Source organism: Flavivirga rizhaonensis, from assembly GCF_004791695.1.
GTDB lineage: Bacteria > Bacteroidota > Bacteroidia > Flavobacteriales > Flavobacteriaceae > Flavivirga > Flavivirga rizhaonensis.
This window is the reverse complement of sequence record NZ_SRSO01000003.1, coordinates 65,394-81,921: the sequence shown is the minus strand read 5'-3', so window position 1 is coordinate 81,921 and position 16,528 is coordinate 65,394. Positions and strand designations below refer to the sequence as shown.

Genomic DNA, 16,528 nt, shown 5'->3' with positions numbered 1-16,528 from the left:
AAAAATGTTTTAGTAATATTCAATTTAAAAAACCATGAAGAATGTAAAAAAAATACAATTTAAGTTAATTTTAATAGGGTTTTTATTTTCTATTGGTCTCAATGCACAAATTTATATATCCACAAATGGTAATGACAGTAATACTGGAACAATTGATGAGCCTTTAGCGACTTTAATTGGAGCAAGAGACAAGGCCAGAAGCACTGGGATAAAAACGATATATATCCGTGGAGGTCGATATAATTTTGACACGACTTGTAATCTGGATGGACAGGATTCAGGAATTATATTTACTGGTTATCAAGATGAAAAAGTAATATTTGATGGGAGTGAATTTATTGACCCAGGGCAATTCCAATTGGTAGCTGATGGTGATTTGTCAGCTAAATTGCACAGCAATGCCATCGGAAAAGTATACTCACAGGTTATTACAGATGTCGCTTTAAAAGAATTTCTAAATAAACCGACTTCTCAGATTTCTATAGATAATAAAATGGCTACTGTTGCAAGATTTCCCAATAATGGATATGCCCATATGAATAATGGTACAGTAAGTGGAAATCAAGTTAGAGTTGAAGGAACTGATGAAGACCCTAAAGGTGCCCTATTTAAATTAATAGAACCTATAAACAGTTCTAAATGGAATGCGGAGCTATCAAGAATAAAGAAGGCAAGAGTTAAAGGATATTTCTCTGCAGATTTTTATAAAGAAGACCTTTCTGTTAATTCAGTTAGTAGTGGTGGAGATATAAGACTTACTGATGGTACTAGATATGACATAAAATTAGGAGGACACCCTAATCGTTTGTTTGTTTACCATCTTTTATGTGAATTGGACGAACCAGGAGAGTGGTATTTTGATAGTGATGATTCCCGATTATATATTTGGCCTTATGCACCTATAAGCCAAGATACAGAAATAGGAGCTTGGGCTGGTCCTCAATGTTTTGAAATTAAAGATGCTCAAGATGTACAGATAAAAAAAATGACCATCCAAAATGTTGGTAGAGGGAGCAACGGCGATGGAGCTATTAATGTAACAGGTAGCAGTAATAATGTTTTAATTGCAGGGGTAACATTTAGATATATTTCAAGCCCCATATTAGCTGTTAACTTATGGCACGATGTAAGAAATTGTCGTGTATTAAGTTGTGATTTTTATGATATTCCTAATAGTACTAGGTTATATGGTGGGAAGATGACATCTACATCTATAGAACATGGTAATAATTCTATAGAAAACTGTCATTTTACACAAGTATACTCAAAAGACTTTTATGGTAAGGCTTGTGGAATGAGTGGAGCAGGTAATGCATTTAAAAATAATTTAATTCACAATATGAACGGACAACCTGTTACACATACAGGAGTAGATCATGTTATAGAACTCAATGAAGCATTTAATGTTGGTATTGAAGAAGGCGATGGTGGTGCTTTTTATACGGGTGCGGCCTTGTGGTCTTTTGGGAATAAAATTCGACACAATTTTGTGCATCATATTATGAGTGTGCCTAAGTTATTAGGGAGAGCTTCTTTTTTCTCTGATGATTTAGATTCAGGAGAAGAAGTTTATGAAAACATTGTATACAAAGGAGGCTGGGAAGCACTTAAAATGAATCAAGGTGGGGCACATTCTGTTTCAAGAAATGTAGTATTGGAGTGCTATAGAGGTATTAGAAACGGTAGTAGTAAAGCTAGTTTATATAACAAGGTTATGAATTACTTGGGTACGAACCCAACATCAAATGATAAAGACAATTACATAGGGAAAATGTTAAAAATTACAGGGACTAGTGGTTGGGAAACCAATTTAACTGCTGATAATTTTACAGATAGAGTAGATGATTTTTGGTATCAGCGTTATCCGAAAATGAAAACACTTTTCCAAGCGTATAATGATAATGACCAATTTAGACCTTATGAATGTGATTATACAGATAATATGTTTTATGGAAATACTCAAAATGTTTTAAGTGGAGGAATAGAACCTGTTCAAGGAAGCCAAGATATAGGTTTAGATATTTTCGTGAATCCTAACGCTCTTAATTTTAAATTCAAAGAACCAAGACCTGGTTATGCTCCAGATATTCCATTTGAAAATATTGGATTATTTCTCGATGAATACAGATGTACTGTGCCTGATAAGGACGTATATCGTCAAAAAATGAAACAGCGATTTGATGGACAAGCTAGTCACGTTAATGATGCTACATATAATTACGATACCATTAATGATCAGTTATACTATAACTCTGGGGAGATGATTTATAAATTAGCACCATGTTTAGGAGCTACTGAAGAGATAGGTGATGATAGTTATACTATTAAAACAACAGGAGAGACCTGTCCGGATAAGAATAACGGACAAATAAAGATCGTAGCAAAAAATGTTGGAAGTTATGTAGCCAATTTTAATGGAACAGCAGATATTAATTTCACTAATGAATGGACAATAGAGGATATAGCACCGGGAACTTATGATTTATGTATCACCAATACAGCTACCAGTTTGCAGCAATGTTATAGTGTAGAAATAGAAGAAGGTACAAGTGTTACAGGAAAAACAAGCATAAAATCAAACAAGGTAACTATAGATATAACCGATGGAACAGCACCTTTTGATGTATTGGTAAATGGTGAAATGGTTTTACAGACCTCATCAAAATCATTTTCTGTAGTGGCCAATTATGGCGACTCAATAGAAGTTAAAACAAGCGTAGCCTGTGAAGGTGCTTTAACCAAAACCATGGATGGCATTATTACTTCGTCTCCAAATCCAACAGATGGTAATTTCGAAATAGAATTATCTATGCCCTTAAAAGTTGTAACCGTAGAACTATACAATGTGTACTCGCAGTTAATTTCCACAAAGAGTTATAAAGTAAACAATAGGAAAATTCAATTAGATATAAACAATAAACCGGCAGGCATATATTTTGCAGTTGTTCAATTGGACAAGAAGCCTAAGGTTCTTAAAATAATGAAGAAATAATGAAAAAATATTTATTACTTATAGCAGCTAGTATAGCAGTTGTTTCATGTAGCGGAGGTGGTGACGATCCAGCACCAAATCCAAATCCTGATCCAGGCCCAAATGGAAATACATCACCAACAGTACCAACTTTAACAGATCCCACAGACAATCTGTTATGTATAGACAACAATCTTGTTTTTAATTGGGAGGCTTCAACAGATCCAGATGGGGATGCGGTAAAATATACCATAGAGATCTCAAAGAATATTGAGTTTACACAAATAACCCATAGCTTTTCGAATTTAACTTCTACAACTAAAACCGTTTTATTAGATAAAGCAGTGGCATATTATTGGCGAGTAAAAGCAAACGACAGTAAGAATGCCTCTAGTGAATTCTCATCGATTTTTCAACTTTATACTGAGGGGATAGGCGAAGAAAACCATTTACCATTTTCACCTAAACTTATTCAGCCTTCTTTAGGCTCAACGACTCAAGGTAATTCCGTATCATTATCTTGGGGAGCTACAGATGTAGATAACGATGCCTTGGTCTTTGATGTATATTTGGACACTAACAATCCCCCAGTTGCCACAGCGGTCACAAGCCATACAGAAAAGAGCTATGTGGCTTCATCATTAGCAGCAAATACAACCTATTATTGGAAAGTCTTGGCGAGAGATGATAAAGGAGGCGTAACAATAGGCCAGGTTTGGAATTTTAAAACAGAGTAAGTATCGTATTTAAAACAATTTTTTTAAATGAACGTTAAAAACATAATTTCTTATGATTTATTGCCAATTATTACCGTTAAAAAATATATGATATGAAGCTTTTTTTTCTCTTACTAACAGCATCAGTTTTTTTATATTCCTGCAAAGATGATAAAAAGATAAAACCAAATATTATATACATCATGACGGATGATCATGCGACAAATGCTACGGGAATATATGGAGGAAGGCTAGCAAGTTTAAACCCAACACCTCATTTAGATGAATTAGCAAGAGAAGGTATGATATTTGAAAATTGTTTTGTCACCAATTCAATTTGCACACCAAGTCGGGCATCTATTCTTACAGGGCAGTATAGTCAAACTAATGGGGTACTTGATTTATGGGGGGACTTGTCTACAACGAAACAATACCTTCCAGAAGAAATGAAGAAGTTGGGATATGAAACCGCAATGATTGGAAAATGGCATTTACATAATGAACCTGTAGCATTTGATTATTATAAAGTGCTTCAATCTCAAGGAAAGTATTTCAACCCAGAATTTAGAGTAAAAGGAAAAGGCAAATGGCCAGATAATTTTGTTAAGTACGAAGGACATAGCTCAGATGTTATTACAGATCAAGTGTTAGATTGGTTAGGTCATAGAAAAGAGACTAAAAAACCTTTTTTTCTTATGTATCATTTCAAAGCGCCACATGATATGTTTCAATTTAATCCTAAGTATGCAGATTATCTGCAGGATGTTAAAATTCCTGAGCCAGAAAGTTTATACAATCAACCAAATTGGGGATCTGAAGCTACGCGTGGGAGCAATGATAGCTTAATTAATGTTATAGGTTCCTCAATTTCTACGAGGCACCCCAATCGTAGTTATGTTGATATTTTTAAAACTGGCGATAGACCCACAGAAAAGGAAGCTACTAGTGCAGCATATCAGGAATATTTAAAAAGATATTTACGTTGTGTAAAAGGAGTGGATGATAATTTAGGGCGGTTTTTTAAATACTTAAAAGATAATGGTTTATGGGAAAATACCATTATTGTATATACCTCAGATCAAGGAATGATGCTTGGAGAGCATGATTTTGAAGACAAGCGATGGATGTATGAAGAATCTATACACATGCCTTTTATAGCACATTATCCTAAGAAAATAAAAGAAGGAACACGGTCAGATATCATTATAAATAATACGGATTTTGCACCAACTTTAATCGAGTTGGCGGGAGGTAAAGTCCCAGATTATATGCAAGGTAAAAGCATGAAGAAGGCGCTTGAAGGAGAGACTCCAAAAGATTGGCGCACGTCGACATATTATCGTTATTGGATGCATATGGTACATCATGATATTCCTGCTCATTTTGGATTGAGAAGTAAAGATTACAAGTTGATTTTCTTTTATGGTCGTTACCATAATCTCGAAAAAGAAGGAACACTTTCTATGTATTGGAACGATGAAAACCATTCCAATAAAGTACTTCCTACACCTGCAGCCTGGGAGTTTTATGATTTGAAAAATGATCCGAAAGAAATGAATAATCTTTATGAGAATCCAAAGTATAAAGATGTCATTGAAAATATGAAAAAAGAATTACTGGAAACTAGAAAAACCTTAAATGAGGAAGATCAAGAATTTCCGCATTTACAAGAAATTATCGATAAACATTGGAATGATTGATGTTTATTAAATACTGCAGTGTGAAAATTGATTAAAATAATATATAATAAGATTATAAAATGAAAAAAGGTATAGTATTCCTAATATTTATTAGTTCATTACTAGCAAAGGCACAATTAAGTACAAGTGTTTATTATGTAGATATTAGCGATGATAAAACAATTTCTGAAAATCCAATTCAGAAATACACACCCAAATCTTCGAAGAATTCTGGAAAAAAAATTACTGTTTATCCAGATATTCAATTTCAAACCTTAGAAGGTATTGGAGGAGCGTTTAATGAAATAGGGGGAGAAGCTTTGTTTAGTTTACCAAATAGGATGCAAAATAAGTTGATGCAAAATTTATTTAGTAAAAACGATGGAAGTGGTTTTTCTTTTTGTAGAACAGCAATTGGAGCGAGTGATTTTGGTATTGATGCTTATAGTTATAGTGAAGTAGAAGGAGATTATAAAATGGAGAATTTTTCTTTTAAGCGAGAAAAAGAAGCTGTATTGCCATATATACAGAAAGCCCATAAATTTAATAAAAACCTTAGAATTTTTGCGTCCCCATGGAGCCCGCCCGGTTGGATGAAAGGTTCGGGTTATATGGATAGGGGGGTTGAATTTCCAGAAAAAAATCATTTGAAAGATAACCCTGAAGTTTATGCAGCATATGCCCTTTACTTTTTAAAATATGTAAAGAATTATGCTAAAAATGGAGTTGTTATTGATAGGATTATCATTCAAAATGAACCAGATGTTCATACAAAATACCCGTCTTGTGTTATGCCACCAGAACAAATGGCACATTTTTCTAAAGAATATTTACGCCCCACTTTTCAAAAAAACAAGGTTAAAACTGGAGTATGGGCAGGAACGTTTCGTACTGCACAACAATTAGATGCCATTGAATTTGTGGCAGATAAAAAAATGCGAAATTCTGTGGATGGCATAGGTATTCAATACACCAAGACAAGATATATCAATGATATGCAATCACTATTTCCGGGAGTAAATATGATGCATACAGAAGGTAAGTGTTTTAATGGTAAAAATTCGATGGAACAAGCCAGAACAAGATTAAGTGAAGTCGCTGGCTATATTAATCATGGATCTCCTAATTACTGTTATTGGAATATGATTCTAAATGAAACAGGAAAGAGCGGATGGGACTGGAAACAGAACTCATTGATTAATATAAACAGAGATGAAAAAACAATTACATATAATCCTGATTATGCAGTGATATATTTGATGAGTAAATTTTTACAACCTGGAGCAAAGCGTATTGCTAGTTTCTGTCGTTCTGATATAATTTCTGTTGAAAATAATGGCGAAATTTATCTATTGGTTCAAAATGAAAAAAATGAGGTAGAATATTTTGAATGTCATGTAGCTGGTGAAAAAACAGTTGTTGAAGTACCAGCAAATTCACTCTCGGCTATAGTTGTTAATAAAAAATAGAAAATAGAAGTTCAAAATAGGTGTTTTTCAAACTAATTAAATGGATTGTTTGGCAACTATCAAAATTAAAATCACACTTTAAATGATTAAAATTAATATATTAATTACAACAATATGCATACTATTTTTTTTATCTGCTTGTAAAGAAAAGAATGAACAAATTGTAGACTTACAAGAAAATTATCGTCCAGATTGGCAATCTGTACAAAAATATGAGGTGCCTAAATGGTTTAATGATGCTAAACTGGGGATTTTTATTCATTGGGGACCTTATGCGGTACCAGCATATTGTAATGAATGGTATCCTAATAGAATGTATGATTCGACATACACTCGCAAGCATGGAGACTTGTCTTGGAACGTATATAAACATCATAAAGAAACTTATGGAGACCAGAAAAAATTTGGATATAAAGATTTTATTCCCATGTTTAAGGCAGAGAAATTTGATCCAAAAGAATGGCTTGATGTTTTTGAACAATCAGGGGCAAAATATATAGTACCAGTGGGAGAACATCATGATGGTTTTGCTATGTACGCCTCTAATATAACTAAATGGAATTCATTAAACATGGGGCCTAAACGAGATATTGCAGGAGAGTTGGCTAAAGAAACAAGAGCACGTGGACTAAAGTTTGGGATTTCATCACATTTTTCTGAAAATTGGTATTATTATAAGCATGATGAAAAATTTGATACTTCCGATCCTGAAAATTTTGGTTTATATGGGCGTCCACATCCAGAGGGGCAACCAGCAGATAAGCAGTTTCTAAAACTTTTTGAAGATAGAACAAAAGACATGATTAATCTTTATGAACCAGATTTACTTTGGTTTGATGGCGCATTGAATGCTCATGAAGGTATGCCTACGAAATTGGAGTTATTATCATATTATTATAATCATGCCTTGGATTTGAAAAAAGAAGTGGTTTTTAACTATAAAAACAATTCTCGACATATTTGGCCAGACGGTTGTGCCGTATTAGATATTGAAAGAGGGAAATTAAATGACATTAGAAAAGAACCTTGGCAGACCGATACCGCTTTAGGAGTATTTAATTGGGGTTATACCGAAAAAATGATTGTAAAATCTCCAAATGTTGTTATTGACGGCTTGATTGATATTGTAAGTAAGAATGGAAATTTACTTTTAAATGTTTCACCTAAAGCAGATGGTACAATACCAGAAAATCAAAAATATGTTCTTTCTGAATTGGGGAATTGGCTAGCTATTAATGGTGAATCAATTTATGAGTCTCGCCCTTGGAAAATTTTTGGAGAAGGACCTACATTAGAAGATTTGAATGTTACACATATGTCTGAGCGTAAAAATGCTGGGCTTGTTTTTAGTGATTCCGATTTTAGATTCACCCAAAGAGGAAAAGATTTTTTTATAATATGTTTAGGAGTACCTAAAGAACAAGTCTTGATTAAAGCATTGAAAAAAGATTCTCCTTTATATGACTATGAAATTGAAAGTATTGAACTATTGGGGTCTAAATTGAAAATAGAATATGAAGTATTAGAAGCAGGTCTAAACATTAAAATACCCTCTGGAGATATAGTATCACCTTATGCGACGGTATTTAAAATAGTTTCTGGAGATTTAAAATATAAGAATTTAGCAGAGTAAAAAATAGAAGTTTTACTAAATCTTGATCATCAATACGTAATACTATTGAACGTTTGGTATGTGTATTGGAGTTTCTTACCAGTTCATCGATAAAGGTTCATAATGAAATATAAAAATAGATTTTAACATGGAGAATATAAGATTTAATTTAAAGTATATAGCAGGGATATCTATCGTTTCTGCATTAGGTGGACTTTTATTCGGTTACGATTGGGTTGTGATTGGAGGCGCAAAACCTTTTTACGAACAGTTTTTCCATATAGCAGATAACCCATCTATGCAGGGTTGGGCTATGAGTAGTGCTCTAATTGGTTGTATTTTTGGAGCTGTGCTTTCAGGTTTTATTTCTGATATTTTAGGAAGAAAAAAGTCTCTCATTATTGCTTCTATATTATTTACGGTATCTGCTTTAGGAACAGGTTTTGCAAACGATTTTACCTTATTTATTATTTATCGTTTAATTGGGGGCGTAGGTATTGGATTAGCATCTACGCTATCCCCGATGTATATTGCCGAAGTAGCTCCTGCCAAATATAGAGGTAGATTTGTTTCTATAAACCAACTTTCAATTGTTGTAGGTATTTTAACAGCTCAAATTGCTAATTGGATAATTGCAGATCCTATGGTGGAGTCTGTATCGGCAGAAGAAATATTGACATCATGGAATGGGCAAACTGGCTGGAGAGTCATGTTTTGGGCAGAGTTAGTGCCAGCACTACTGTTTTTTATATGTATGTTTTTAATACCTAAAAGTCCACGGTTTTTAGTAAAAGTAGATAACGAATTAAAGGCCCTTCATGTTTTACAAAAAATAGGAGGTATGGCATATGCCCAGAAAGAACTTCAAAATATTAAATCAACATTTCAAAATACATTTAAAGAAAAAGTATCATTTTCAGAATTTAAAAACCCGAAGGTAATAGGCGTGCTAACTATAGGCTTTGTTCTAGCAGTTTTTCAGCAATGGTGTGGGATTAACATTATATTTAATTATGCGCAGGAGATTTTTACTTCGGCTGGGTATAGCGTAGGAGATATGCTGTTTAATATTGTGATCACAGGTAGTGTTAATCTAATATTTACGTTAGTAGCTATGCGTACCGTTGATAGTTGGGGACGTCGAAAATTAATGCTTTTTGGAGCATTGGGATTAGCTATTGTGTATGCTATTTTAGGTGGTGCTTATTATTTTGAATTCAAAGGATTACCAGTTTTAGTGCTGGTTATAATAGCCATAGGTATTTATTCCATGTCATTAGCACCAATCACTTGGGTCGTTTTATCCGAGATTTTTCCAAATAGGTTAAGAGGAATTGCCATGTCTTTAGCAACACTATCATTGTGGGTAGCCTGTTTCATACTTACTTTTACATTCCCACTTTTAAATGAAGCTTTAGGAGCCTACGGAACCTTCTGGATTTATAGTGGTATATGTGTTTTAGGTTTTCTGTTTATATTAAAAAAATTACCTGAAACTAAAGGCAAGACATTAGAAGAAATAGAGAAGGAAATTTAAAAGAGTATAAATAAAGGTATTAATTTGTAGGACAAAAGCTGTAAGTATTGTTGCTTGTTGGCTCGAGTAAGTCGAAAGGTCTTGAAAATTGATAGTTTTTTATAGAATTTAACTGTGTTCAATCAGATGTTAATATAAGTGATTGCTTTTTAGTTTAAAAAAAAATCATTATTTATTTAGTTTAAATCAAAAAACGCTCTATACTATTAATTGTTAAAATTGAACATATAAAAAATCTAAACAGTGTAAAATTTAATTGAATGAAATCCATATCTGTAATATTAGTATGCTTAGCCATGAATTTGTTTTTTTCTTGTAACCATAATAAAAATGTTGCGATACCTATAGAAACTATTACTAAAAGTGATCGCATGGTTCCAAATACATCTAAAACATATTTAGATTCTTTAAATAACGAAGTGAAGAAAGCATTTTCGAAATTAAGACCACAATCCATTCGTCCTGCAGAAGGCTTTATAAAGTACGACTATTTAATTCCAGCAGGATTTTATAAACAAATGTGGGATTGGGATGGCTTTTATATTGGTACACACTTAATGAGTATTGGACAACCAAAATATTTAAAATATTGGGTTTTAAATTTTGCGGTAGCAGCAGATAAAGAAGGTTACGTACCAGGATGTGTTACAACAAAAGGACCAAGACCATTATTTGGAAAATTTGCAATGAAACCATTTATAGGACAAGGAACTTATTTAGCATCAGAAAAATTAAATGATTATGCTTGGATTTCACCAGAAGTATACAAACAAATAAAAAGCATTATTAACTATCGTGAAAAAATAAGTTTAGACGAAAAATATGGCTTGTTTTATTGGGATGATGCCATGTCTAGCGGAGGAGATAACAATGTCGTATTAACCAATGATAAAAACCAACCAGGTGCCATTTTAGCAGTAGACTTATCTGCTTTTATGTATCGAGAGTATTTGGCAATGAAAAATGTAGCGACCAAACTGGGGCAGGTAGAAGACGCCAATAGCTATGCTGAAAAAGCAAAAGTATTAAAAGCAAATATTACAAAATACCTTTGGGATGACGATGCTAAAAGTTTTTGGAATATGTATAGAACAGGAAGACCATACAAACGAGTAAGCTACTCTAACTTTATAGCCTTAATGCATACGGATTTGGTAAGTCAGGAGAATGGACGTGAAATGATAAAACGTTATCTATGGAACGAAGACCATCTATTAGCACCTTATGGATTACGTTCACTATCCAAACAAGACCCAGATTACAATAACGAAAACATTATCGTACCTTATTCTAATTGGCAAGGACCAGTTTGGCCAGTAGGAAACTATATGTATTATATTGCTCTTAAAAATTATGGCTTTACAGAAGAATGTAAACAATTGGCATCCACATTAGGAACACTCGTATTAAAAGATATAGCAGCGTATGGCTCTATGCACGAGAATTATCACGCAGACACAGGTGCTCCTTTGGCACCAACAGCAGATCAGTCTAAAGGCGGTGTTTTTACTGGTTTTGTTGGTTGGAATCTATTAGTACAAAACATGCTAATGGGAGCAGCCGAAGGCGACTTTTTACTGTTAGAAGTTAATTAATACATTATAAATGAAATACACGGCATTTCAAAAAGTAACAAGTTTATTACTATTAACTCTAGTGTTTTGTTCTTGTAATAAATCTGAAAAATTAAACTATACTTTAGCTGGAATTGAAGCTGTTCAACCTTTGGAAATTATTAAAGATAGTATAAAAGTTGAAGGCAATTTAGGTGATTTTAAAGTAGATAAAGTTATTACAACAGAAGTTAAAGGTGTGCAGTTAATCACTTTTAAATTTTCGGCAGACACACCTTCAGAATTACAACCAGTTACTATAAAATTTAGTTTTCCATCGTTAGCTGTCAATGGGTATTGGAACCCTAAAATTGCTATCGATAAAGTAAATTATTATTACAGTGGTTTTTCAGCCAAAGCATCAAGAAATGCACCAGTATTAGCTTTTTATGACCATGCATTAAATAATCGTATAACCATGGCATTGTCAGACGCTTTGAATATGTCAGATTTTGCAAGTAACCTAAAAGAAGAAGACGTTCATTTTTATCCAAAAATAAAACTCTTTGGAGAAAAGATGCCGAAAACAAGAGCATACGAAATTCAATTGAGAATAGACACACGAGCCATTCCGTATTATAAATCAATAGACGATGTAGCGAGTTGGTGGGCTAATAATCCAATGTATAAGCCTATGCAAGTACCGAATGATGCTAAAAAGCCAATGTATTCTACTTGGTATAGCTACCATCAGAGTATAACTGCCGAAGAGATTGTTGCAGAATGTAAAATAGCAAAAACCTTAGGGTGTGGAGCTGTTATTGTAGATGATGGCTGGCAAACGAAAGATGGCAATAGAGGTTATGCGTATACTGGCGATTGGAATCCAGACCGAATTCCAGACATGAAGGGATTTGTAGAGGCTGTACATAAAGAAGATATGAAATTTCTATTATGGTATTCTTTGCCATTTATGGGAGAAAAAGCGAAAAACTATCCAAAATTTAAAGGAAAATATTTACGCCATTGGAAAAGTCAAGGCACTTATGTTTTAGATCCAAGATATCCAGAAGTACGGGAATATATGATTAACACATATATTAAAGCTATGCAAGAATGGAAACTAGATGGCTTTAAACTTGATTTTATAGGGTGGTTCACTGCTACAAAAGAGACCGAATTAACAAAAGCAGATGGTCGGGATTTCGCCAGTGTCAATACTGCAACGGATGCGTTAATGACTGAAATTACAGCAAAATTAACAGCATTAAAACCAGATATCTTAATTGAGTTTAGACAACCCTATATAGGCCCATTAATGCGTAAGTATGGTAATATGTTTAGAGGAGTTGATGCGCCAAACAATGCCGTAGCTAATAAGGTTGAAGTAACCAATTTGCGTATTATGGCTCAAAATACAGCAGTGCATAGCGATATGTTTATTTGGAGACCGGAAGAAACCGTAGAGCAAGCGGCACTTCAGATTTTAAATATTTTATATAGTGTACCTCAGTTATCTGTAAAGTTACAAGACATTCCGAAAGATCATTTGAATATGATTCGTTATTGGTTTAACTATTGGAACAATAACCAGGATATATTAATAGATGGTGAATTTATGCCTTCAAATCCCGGAGCAAATTATCCGTCATTAACAGCTATAAATAATAAACATCAAATCACGACAGTTTATGAAGATATTGTTGTTACTGCTAATAATGATCTTGAACGATTGGATATTATAAATGCAAAAGCAACAACAGGTATAACGTTTCAATTACAATCAAATTTTAAAGGAACCTTAAACGTCTTGGATTGTACAGGAAAAAAAATATTTGAAAAAGAAATCACACTAAATAAAGGCACTCATACATTAAAAGTTCCGCAATCTGGAATGCTTATTTTAGATCTAAGTAAATAGTTACTAAGGTAAATATTATATACTCTAAATTTAAGAGATGTAGTCATTAATAATCCTATTCCTTTGCTATCCTTAATTTAATTCAGTTAAAAACAAAATCTTTATTAATTTCAAAAGAGTAAATCTTAGAAAGAGGATTCACTCTTTTAAAGACATACTTTTTAACAATACTATCCTAGTCCTAATTCGATAATATTTTGATATTTCAAATTTAAAGGACATAGCTAAATTAGCTAAGATTTTGGAGCTTCTAAAAAGGCTTATTATTTGTTTTAAATTTCATATAAATAAGTCTGTCATTATATTGTGATTAATGAATTCTTTTTTAAGGTACAAACTAAAAAGTTGTAGCCTTTGACTAGGCTTCTATATAAATTTACGTCATGACTGTTTTGCCCTGAGTACAGTAGAGGGATACGATAACATCCAAATTATTTCGATAGCTCGGTAAAATATTTATAGAATAAAGGAATGGTTTCAATGCCTTTAAAATAATTGAAAATCCCAAAATGTTCGTTTGGTGAATGAATAGCATCACTATCTAAACCAAAGCCCATGAGTATGGTTTTGCTTTTTAGTTCTTGCTCAAAAAGAGACACAATAGGAATACTGCCACCACTACGTTGTGGTATAGGAGTTTTACCAAAAGTATCTTGATATGCTTTGCTTGCTGCTTGGTAACCAATACTATTTATTGGAGTAACATAACCTTGGCCTCCATGGTGTGGTGTTATTTTTACAGTAACCCCTTCTGGAGCGATACTTTCAAAATGATTTTTAAATAATTGTGTGATTTCCTCCCAATCCTGATGAGGCACTAAACGCATAGAGATTTTTGCAAAGGCTTTGCTTGCAATAACAGTCTTAGCGCCTTCGCCGGTGTAGCCTCCCCAAATACCGTTAACATCTAAAGTAGGACGGATAGAATTACGTTCGTTGGTGGTATATCCAGTTTCTCCGTAAACAGCATTTATGTCTAAAGCCTTTTTATAACTATCTAAATTAAATGGTGCTTTAGACATTTCTGCACGTTCTTTCTTAGATAACTCTTCTACTTTGTCATAAAACCCTGGAATAGTAATATGGTTGTTTTCATCATGAAATGACGCAATCATTTTGGTTAAAACGTTTATAGGGTTAGCTACCGCACCCCCATAAAGTCCAGAGTGTAAATCACGATTAGGTCCCGTAACTTCAACCTCTACATAGCTTAATCCGCGTAAACCAGTCGTAATAGAAGGAACGTCTTGAGCAATCATACCAGTATCAGAAATAAGAATGACGTCGTTTTTTAGTTTTTCCTGATTATTTTTTACAAAAATAGCAAGGTTAGAGCTACCTACTTCTTCTTCACCTTCAATCATAAATTTCACATTACACGGTAGTTGGTCTGTGGATGTCATAAATTCCAAAGCTTTTACATGCATATACATTTGCCCTTTATCATCGCACGCACCACGAGCAAAAATAGCGCCTTCTGGATGTAATGCTGTTTTTTTAATTACAGGCTCAAAAGGTGGCGAATTCCAAAGATTTAAAGGGTCTGGTGGCTGTACATCATAATGTCCATAAACCAATACGGTTGGTAGATTTTTATCAATAATTTTTTCGCCATAAACAATAGGGTATCCATCTGTTTTGCAAATTTCAACCATGTCACATCCTGCTTTTTTTAAATTAGTTTTTATGGTTTCAGCCGTTTTTAAAACATCATTTTTATAAGTGGAATCTGCACTTATAGATGGTATTTTAAGGAGTTCTATTAATTCATTTAGAAACCGGTCTTTGTTTTCTTTTATATAAGATTGAATGTTATTCATGAAGTGAAGTGATTGTATAATTCATTCAAAAATATAAAAAAAGAATGTTTTAAATGGTTAATACTAATTTGATTAAAAAATGAATGCGAATAAATAAATTTATTTTTAATTAAATTGGAATATCGAGTTTGCAATTTAAAAATCTTGTTTATATTTGCAGTCCTTAATTGCGGGCGTGGTGGAATTGGTAGACACGCTAGACTTAGGATCTAGTGCCGCGAGGTGTGGGAGTTCGAGTCTCCCCGCCCGCACTTTTTAAAACTTTAAAAATATGTTGAAAGCCTCTCAATTTTGAGAGGCTTTTTCTGTTTTAGAATAACAAAAGTATAACATTCGGTTTTTTTACGCATAATTCAGATTGTTACAAATTCATATCAATACGTATCAAAAGTCTATGTTCAAGGATTCCAGTACCTAATGGTTTAGTTGGTATAGAACAACTCCCAGAATCACATCACTATTACATTTTGTAGTGATTTATTATAAAAAATTACAGGTAAACCACATATTTATAATCATTTTTATTTATTAAATTATGTGTGATTTATTACTAATTAATTTAGTTAGACATGCGCAACCATCTGTGATTAATTGTATCTACAAAATATATAATTGTAACACCAAACAAAATGAAAACAAGACAAATAGTTTCGACAATCTCTCTAACCACCTTATTTAAATTTTTTCTGGCGATATCTTGTGCTGTTCTATTGGCTTGCACTAATGATGATGATGCTAGCGATAACAAACTAAATTTAGAAGGAACAGTTCTCGGCAATTCAGGCTGTAATGGTGTTTTTAATGTTGATGTAGACGGTTTTGGTGTTGTTGCTGTGATTGTTCCTGCAGAATTTAACACTGAAAACACAAGGATTAAATTTGATATGCAAGTTGACCAAGAAACAATTAAAAGTCTAATTTGTAACGCGAATGTCATACCTCCAGAGATAGTTTATAAGCTTACCAATGTCACTTCAATTGGTGGAGGCAATCAATAACAAAGAAAACCATGAAGGAATAGTTTTGCTTGATCTTATTAGTTTCAAAAACTGTTCTCCTGACAATGAGTATTTTTTTCCAAATACTCAACAATAATATCTCTTATCTAAAAAATAACGTTAAAGCAAAATTTCTGATAGATTTAATGGTGAGTGAAATGGATAGACAACGTATAATATTCTCTCTGATTTATAATTTAAGCATATTAATTTTATACCATTATAAACATTATATTCCTCTGTAATATTCAA

General features: G+C 33.1%; 10 protein-coding genes and 1 tRNA gene. 10 read left to right on the top strand and 1 reads right to left on the bottom strand.

Annotation, left to right across the window (positions count from 1 at the left end; translation table 11 throughout):
• The first annotated feature begins 34 nt into the window (after window positions 1–34).
• From EM932_RS03265 to EM932_RS03230, 8 genes are all read left to right on the top strand, one after another.
• Window positions 35–2,992 (top strand): T9SS type A sorting domain-containing protein, encoded by a 2,958-nt coding sequence (locus EM932_RS03265; protein WP_135875448.1) that lies wholly within the window; start codon window positions 35–37, stop codon window positions 2,990–2,992.
• Window positions 2,992–3,708 (top strand): fibronectin type III domain-containing protein, encoded by a 717-nt coding sequence (locus EM932_RS03260; RefSeq protein WP_135875446.1) that lies wholly within the window; start codon window positions 2,992–2,994, stop codon window positions 3,706–3,708. Before EM932_RS03265 ends, EM932_RS03260 begins: the two co-directional genes overlap by 1 nt.
• Window positions 3,709–3,800: 92 nt before the next feature.
• Window positions 3,801–5,387 carry a sulfatase family protein gene (locus tag EM932_RS03255; RefSeq protein ID WP_135875444.1) on the top strand — a complete coding sequence of 529 codons (1,587 nt, stop codon included), beginning with the start codon at window positions 3,801–3,803 and terminating at the stop codon, window positions 5,385–5,387.
• 59 nt (window positions 5,388–5,446) lie between these two features.
• Window positions 5,447–6,835 (top strand): glycoside hydrolase family 30 protein, encoded by a 1,389-nt coding sequence (locus EM932_RS03250; RefSeq protein WP_135875442.1) that lies wholly within the window; start codon window positions 5,447–5,449, stop codon window positions 6,833–6,835.
• 82 nt (window positions 6,836–6,917) lie between these two features.
• Window positions 6,918–8,468, top strand: coding sequence for an alpha-L-fucosidase (locus tag EM932_RS03245; RefSeq protein WP_135875439.1), 1,551 nt, complete (start codon window positions 6,918–6,920; stop codon window positions 8,466–8,468).
• A 127-nt stretch (window positions 8,469–8,595) separates the two neighbouring features.
• The gene (locus tag EM932_RS03240) at window positions 8,596–9,984 is read left to right on the top strand and encodes a sugar porter family MFS transporter (protein ID WP_135875437.1); all 1,389 of its coding nucleotides are present in this window, start codon (window positions 8,596–8,598) and stop codon (window positions 9,982–9,984) included.
• A 260-nt stretch (window positions 9,985–10,244) separates the two neighbouring features.
• Window positions 10,245–11,579 (top strand): MGH1-like glycoside hydrolase domain-containing protein, encoded by a 1,335-nt coding sequence (locus tag EM932_RS03235; RefSeq protein WP_135875435.1) that lies wholly within the window; start codon window positions 10,245–10,247, stop codon window positions 11,577–11,579.
• 10 nt (window positions 11,580–11,589) lie between these two features.
• On the top strand, window positions 11,590–13,458 hold the full coding sequence (locus EM932_RS03230) for a glycoside hydrolase family 36 protein (RefSeq protein WP_135875433.1): 1,869 nt from the start codon (window positions 11,590–11,592) through the stop codon (window positions 13,456–13,458).
• Between the two features lie 431 nt (window positions 13,459–13,889).
• Here EM932_RS03230 and EM932_RS03225 read toward each other — a convergent pair whose 3' ends face one another.
• Window positions 13,890–15,278 carry a dipeptidase gene (locus tag EM932_RS03225; RefSeq protein WP_135875431.1) on the bottom strand — a complete coding sequence of 463 codons (1,389 nt, stop codon included), beginning with the start codon at window positions 15,276–15,278 and terminating at the stop codon, window positions 13,890–13,892.
• A 169-nt stretch (window positions 15,279–15,447) separates the two neighbouring features.
• On the opposite strand from EM932_RS03225, the gene EM932_RS03220 reads away from it, so the two are divergent.
• Both EM932_RS03220 and EM932_RS03215 read left to right on the top strand, forming a co-directional pair.
• Window positions 15,448–15,529 (top strand) — tRNA-Leu (locus tag EM932_RS03220).
• A gap of 378 nt (window positions 15,530–15,907) precedes the next feature.
• Window positions 15,908–16,276, top strand: a complete 369-nt coding sequence (locus EM932_RS03215; RefSeq protein ID WP_135875429.1) for a hypothetical protein — start codon at window positions 15,908–15,910, stop codon at window positions 16,274–16,276.
• The last annotated feature ends 252 nt before the right edge of the window (window positions 16,277–16,528 follow it).

What these genes read in the sequence shown, in the direction of transcription:
- EM932_RS03265 (WP_135875448.1), top strand. Translation starts at nt 35, where the DNA reads ATGAAGAATGTAAAAAAAATACAATTTAAGTTAATTTTAATAGGGTTT.
- EM932_RS03260 (WP_135875446.1), top strand. Translation starts at nt 2,992, where the DNA reads ATGAAAAAATATTTATTACTTATAGCAGCTAGTATAGCAGTTGTTTCA.
- EM932_RS03255 (WP_135875444.1), top strand. Translation starts at nt 3,801, where the DNA reads ATGAAGCTTTTTTTTCTCTTACTAACAGCATCAGTTTTTTTATATTCC.
- EM932_RS03250 (WP_135875442.1), top strand. Translation starts at nt 5,447, where the DNA reads ATGAAAAAAGGTATAGTATTCCTAATATTTATTAGTTCATTACTAGCA.
- EM932_RS03245 (WP_135875439.1), top strand. Translation starts at nt 6,918, where the DNA reads ATGATTAAAATTAATATATTAATTACAACAATATGCATACTATTTTTT.
- EM932_RS03240 (WP_135875437.1), top strand. Translation starts at nt 8,596, where the DNA reads ATGGAGAATATAAGATTTAATTTAAAGTATATAGCAGGGATATCTATC.
- EM932_RS03235 (WP_135875435.1), top strand. Translation starts at nt 10,245, where the DNA reads ATGAAATCCATATCTGTAATATTAGTATGCTTAGCCATGAATTTGTTT.
- EM932_RS03230 (WP_135875433.1), top strand. Translation starts at nt 11,590, where the DNA reads ATGAAATACACGGCATTTCAAAAAGTAACAAGTTTATTACTATTAACT.
- EM932_RS03225 (WP_135875431.1), bottom strand. Translation starts at nt 15,278, where the DNA reads ATGAATAACATTCAATCTTATATAAAAGAAAACAAAGACCGGTTTCTA.
- EM932_RS03215 (WP_135875429.1), top strand. Translation starts at nt 15,908, where the DNA reads ATGAAAACAAGACAAATAGTTTCGACAATCTCTCTAACCACCTTATTT.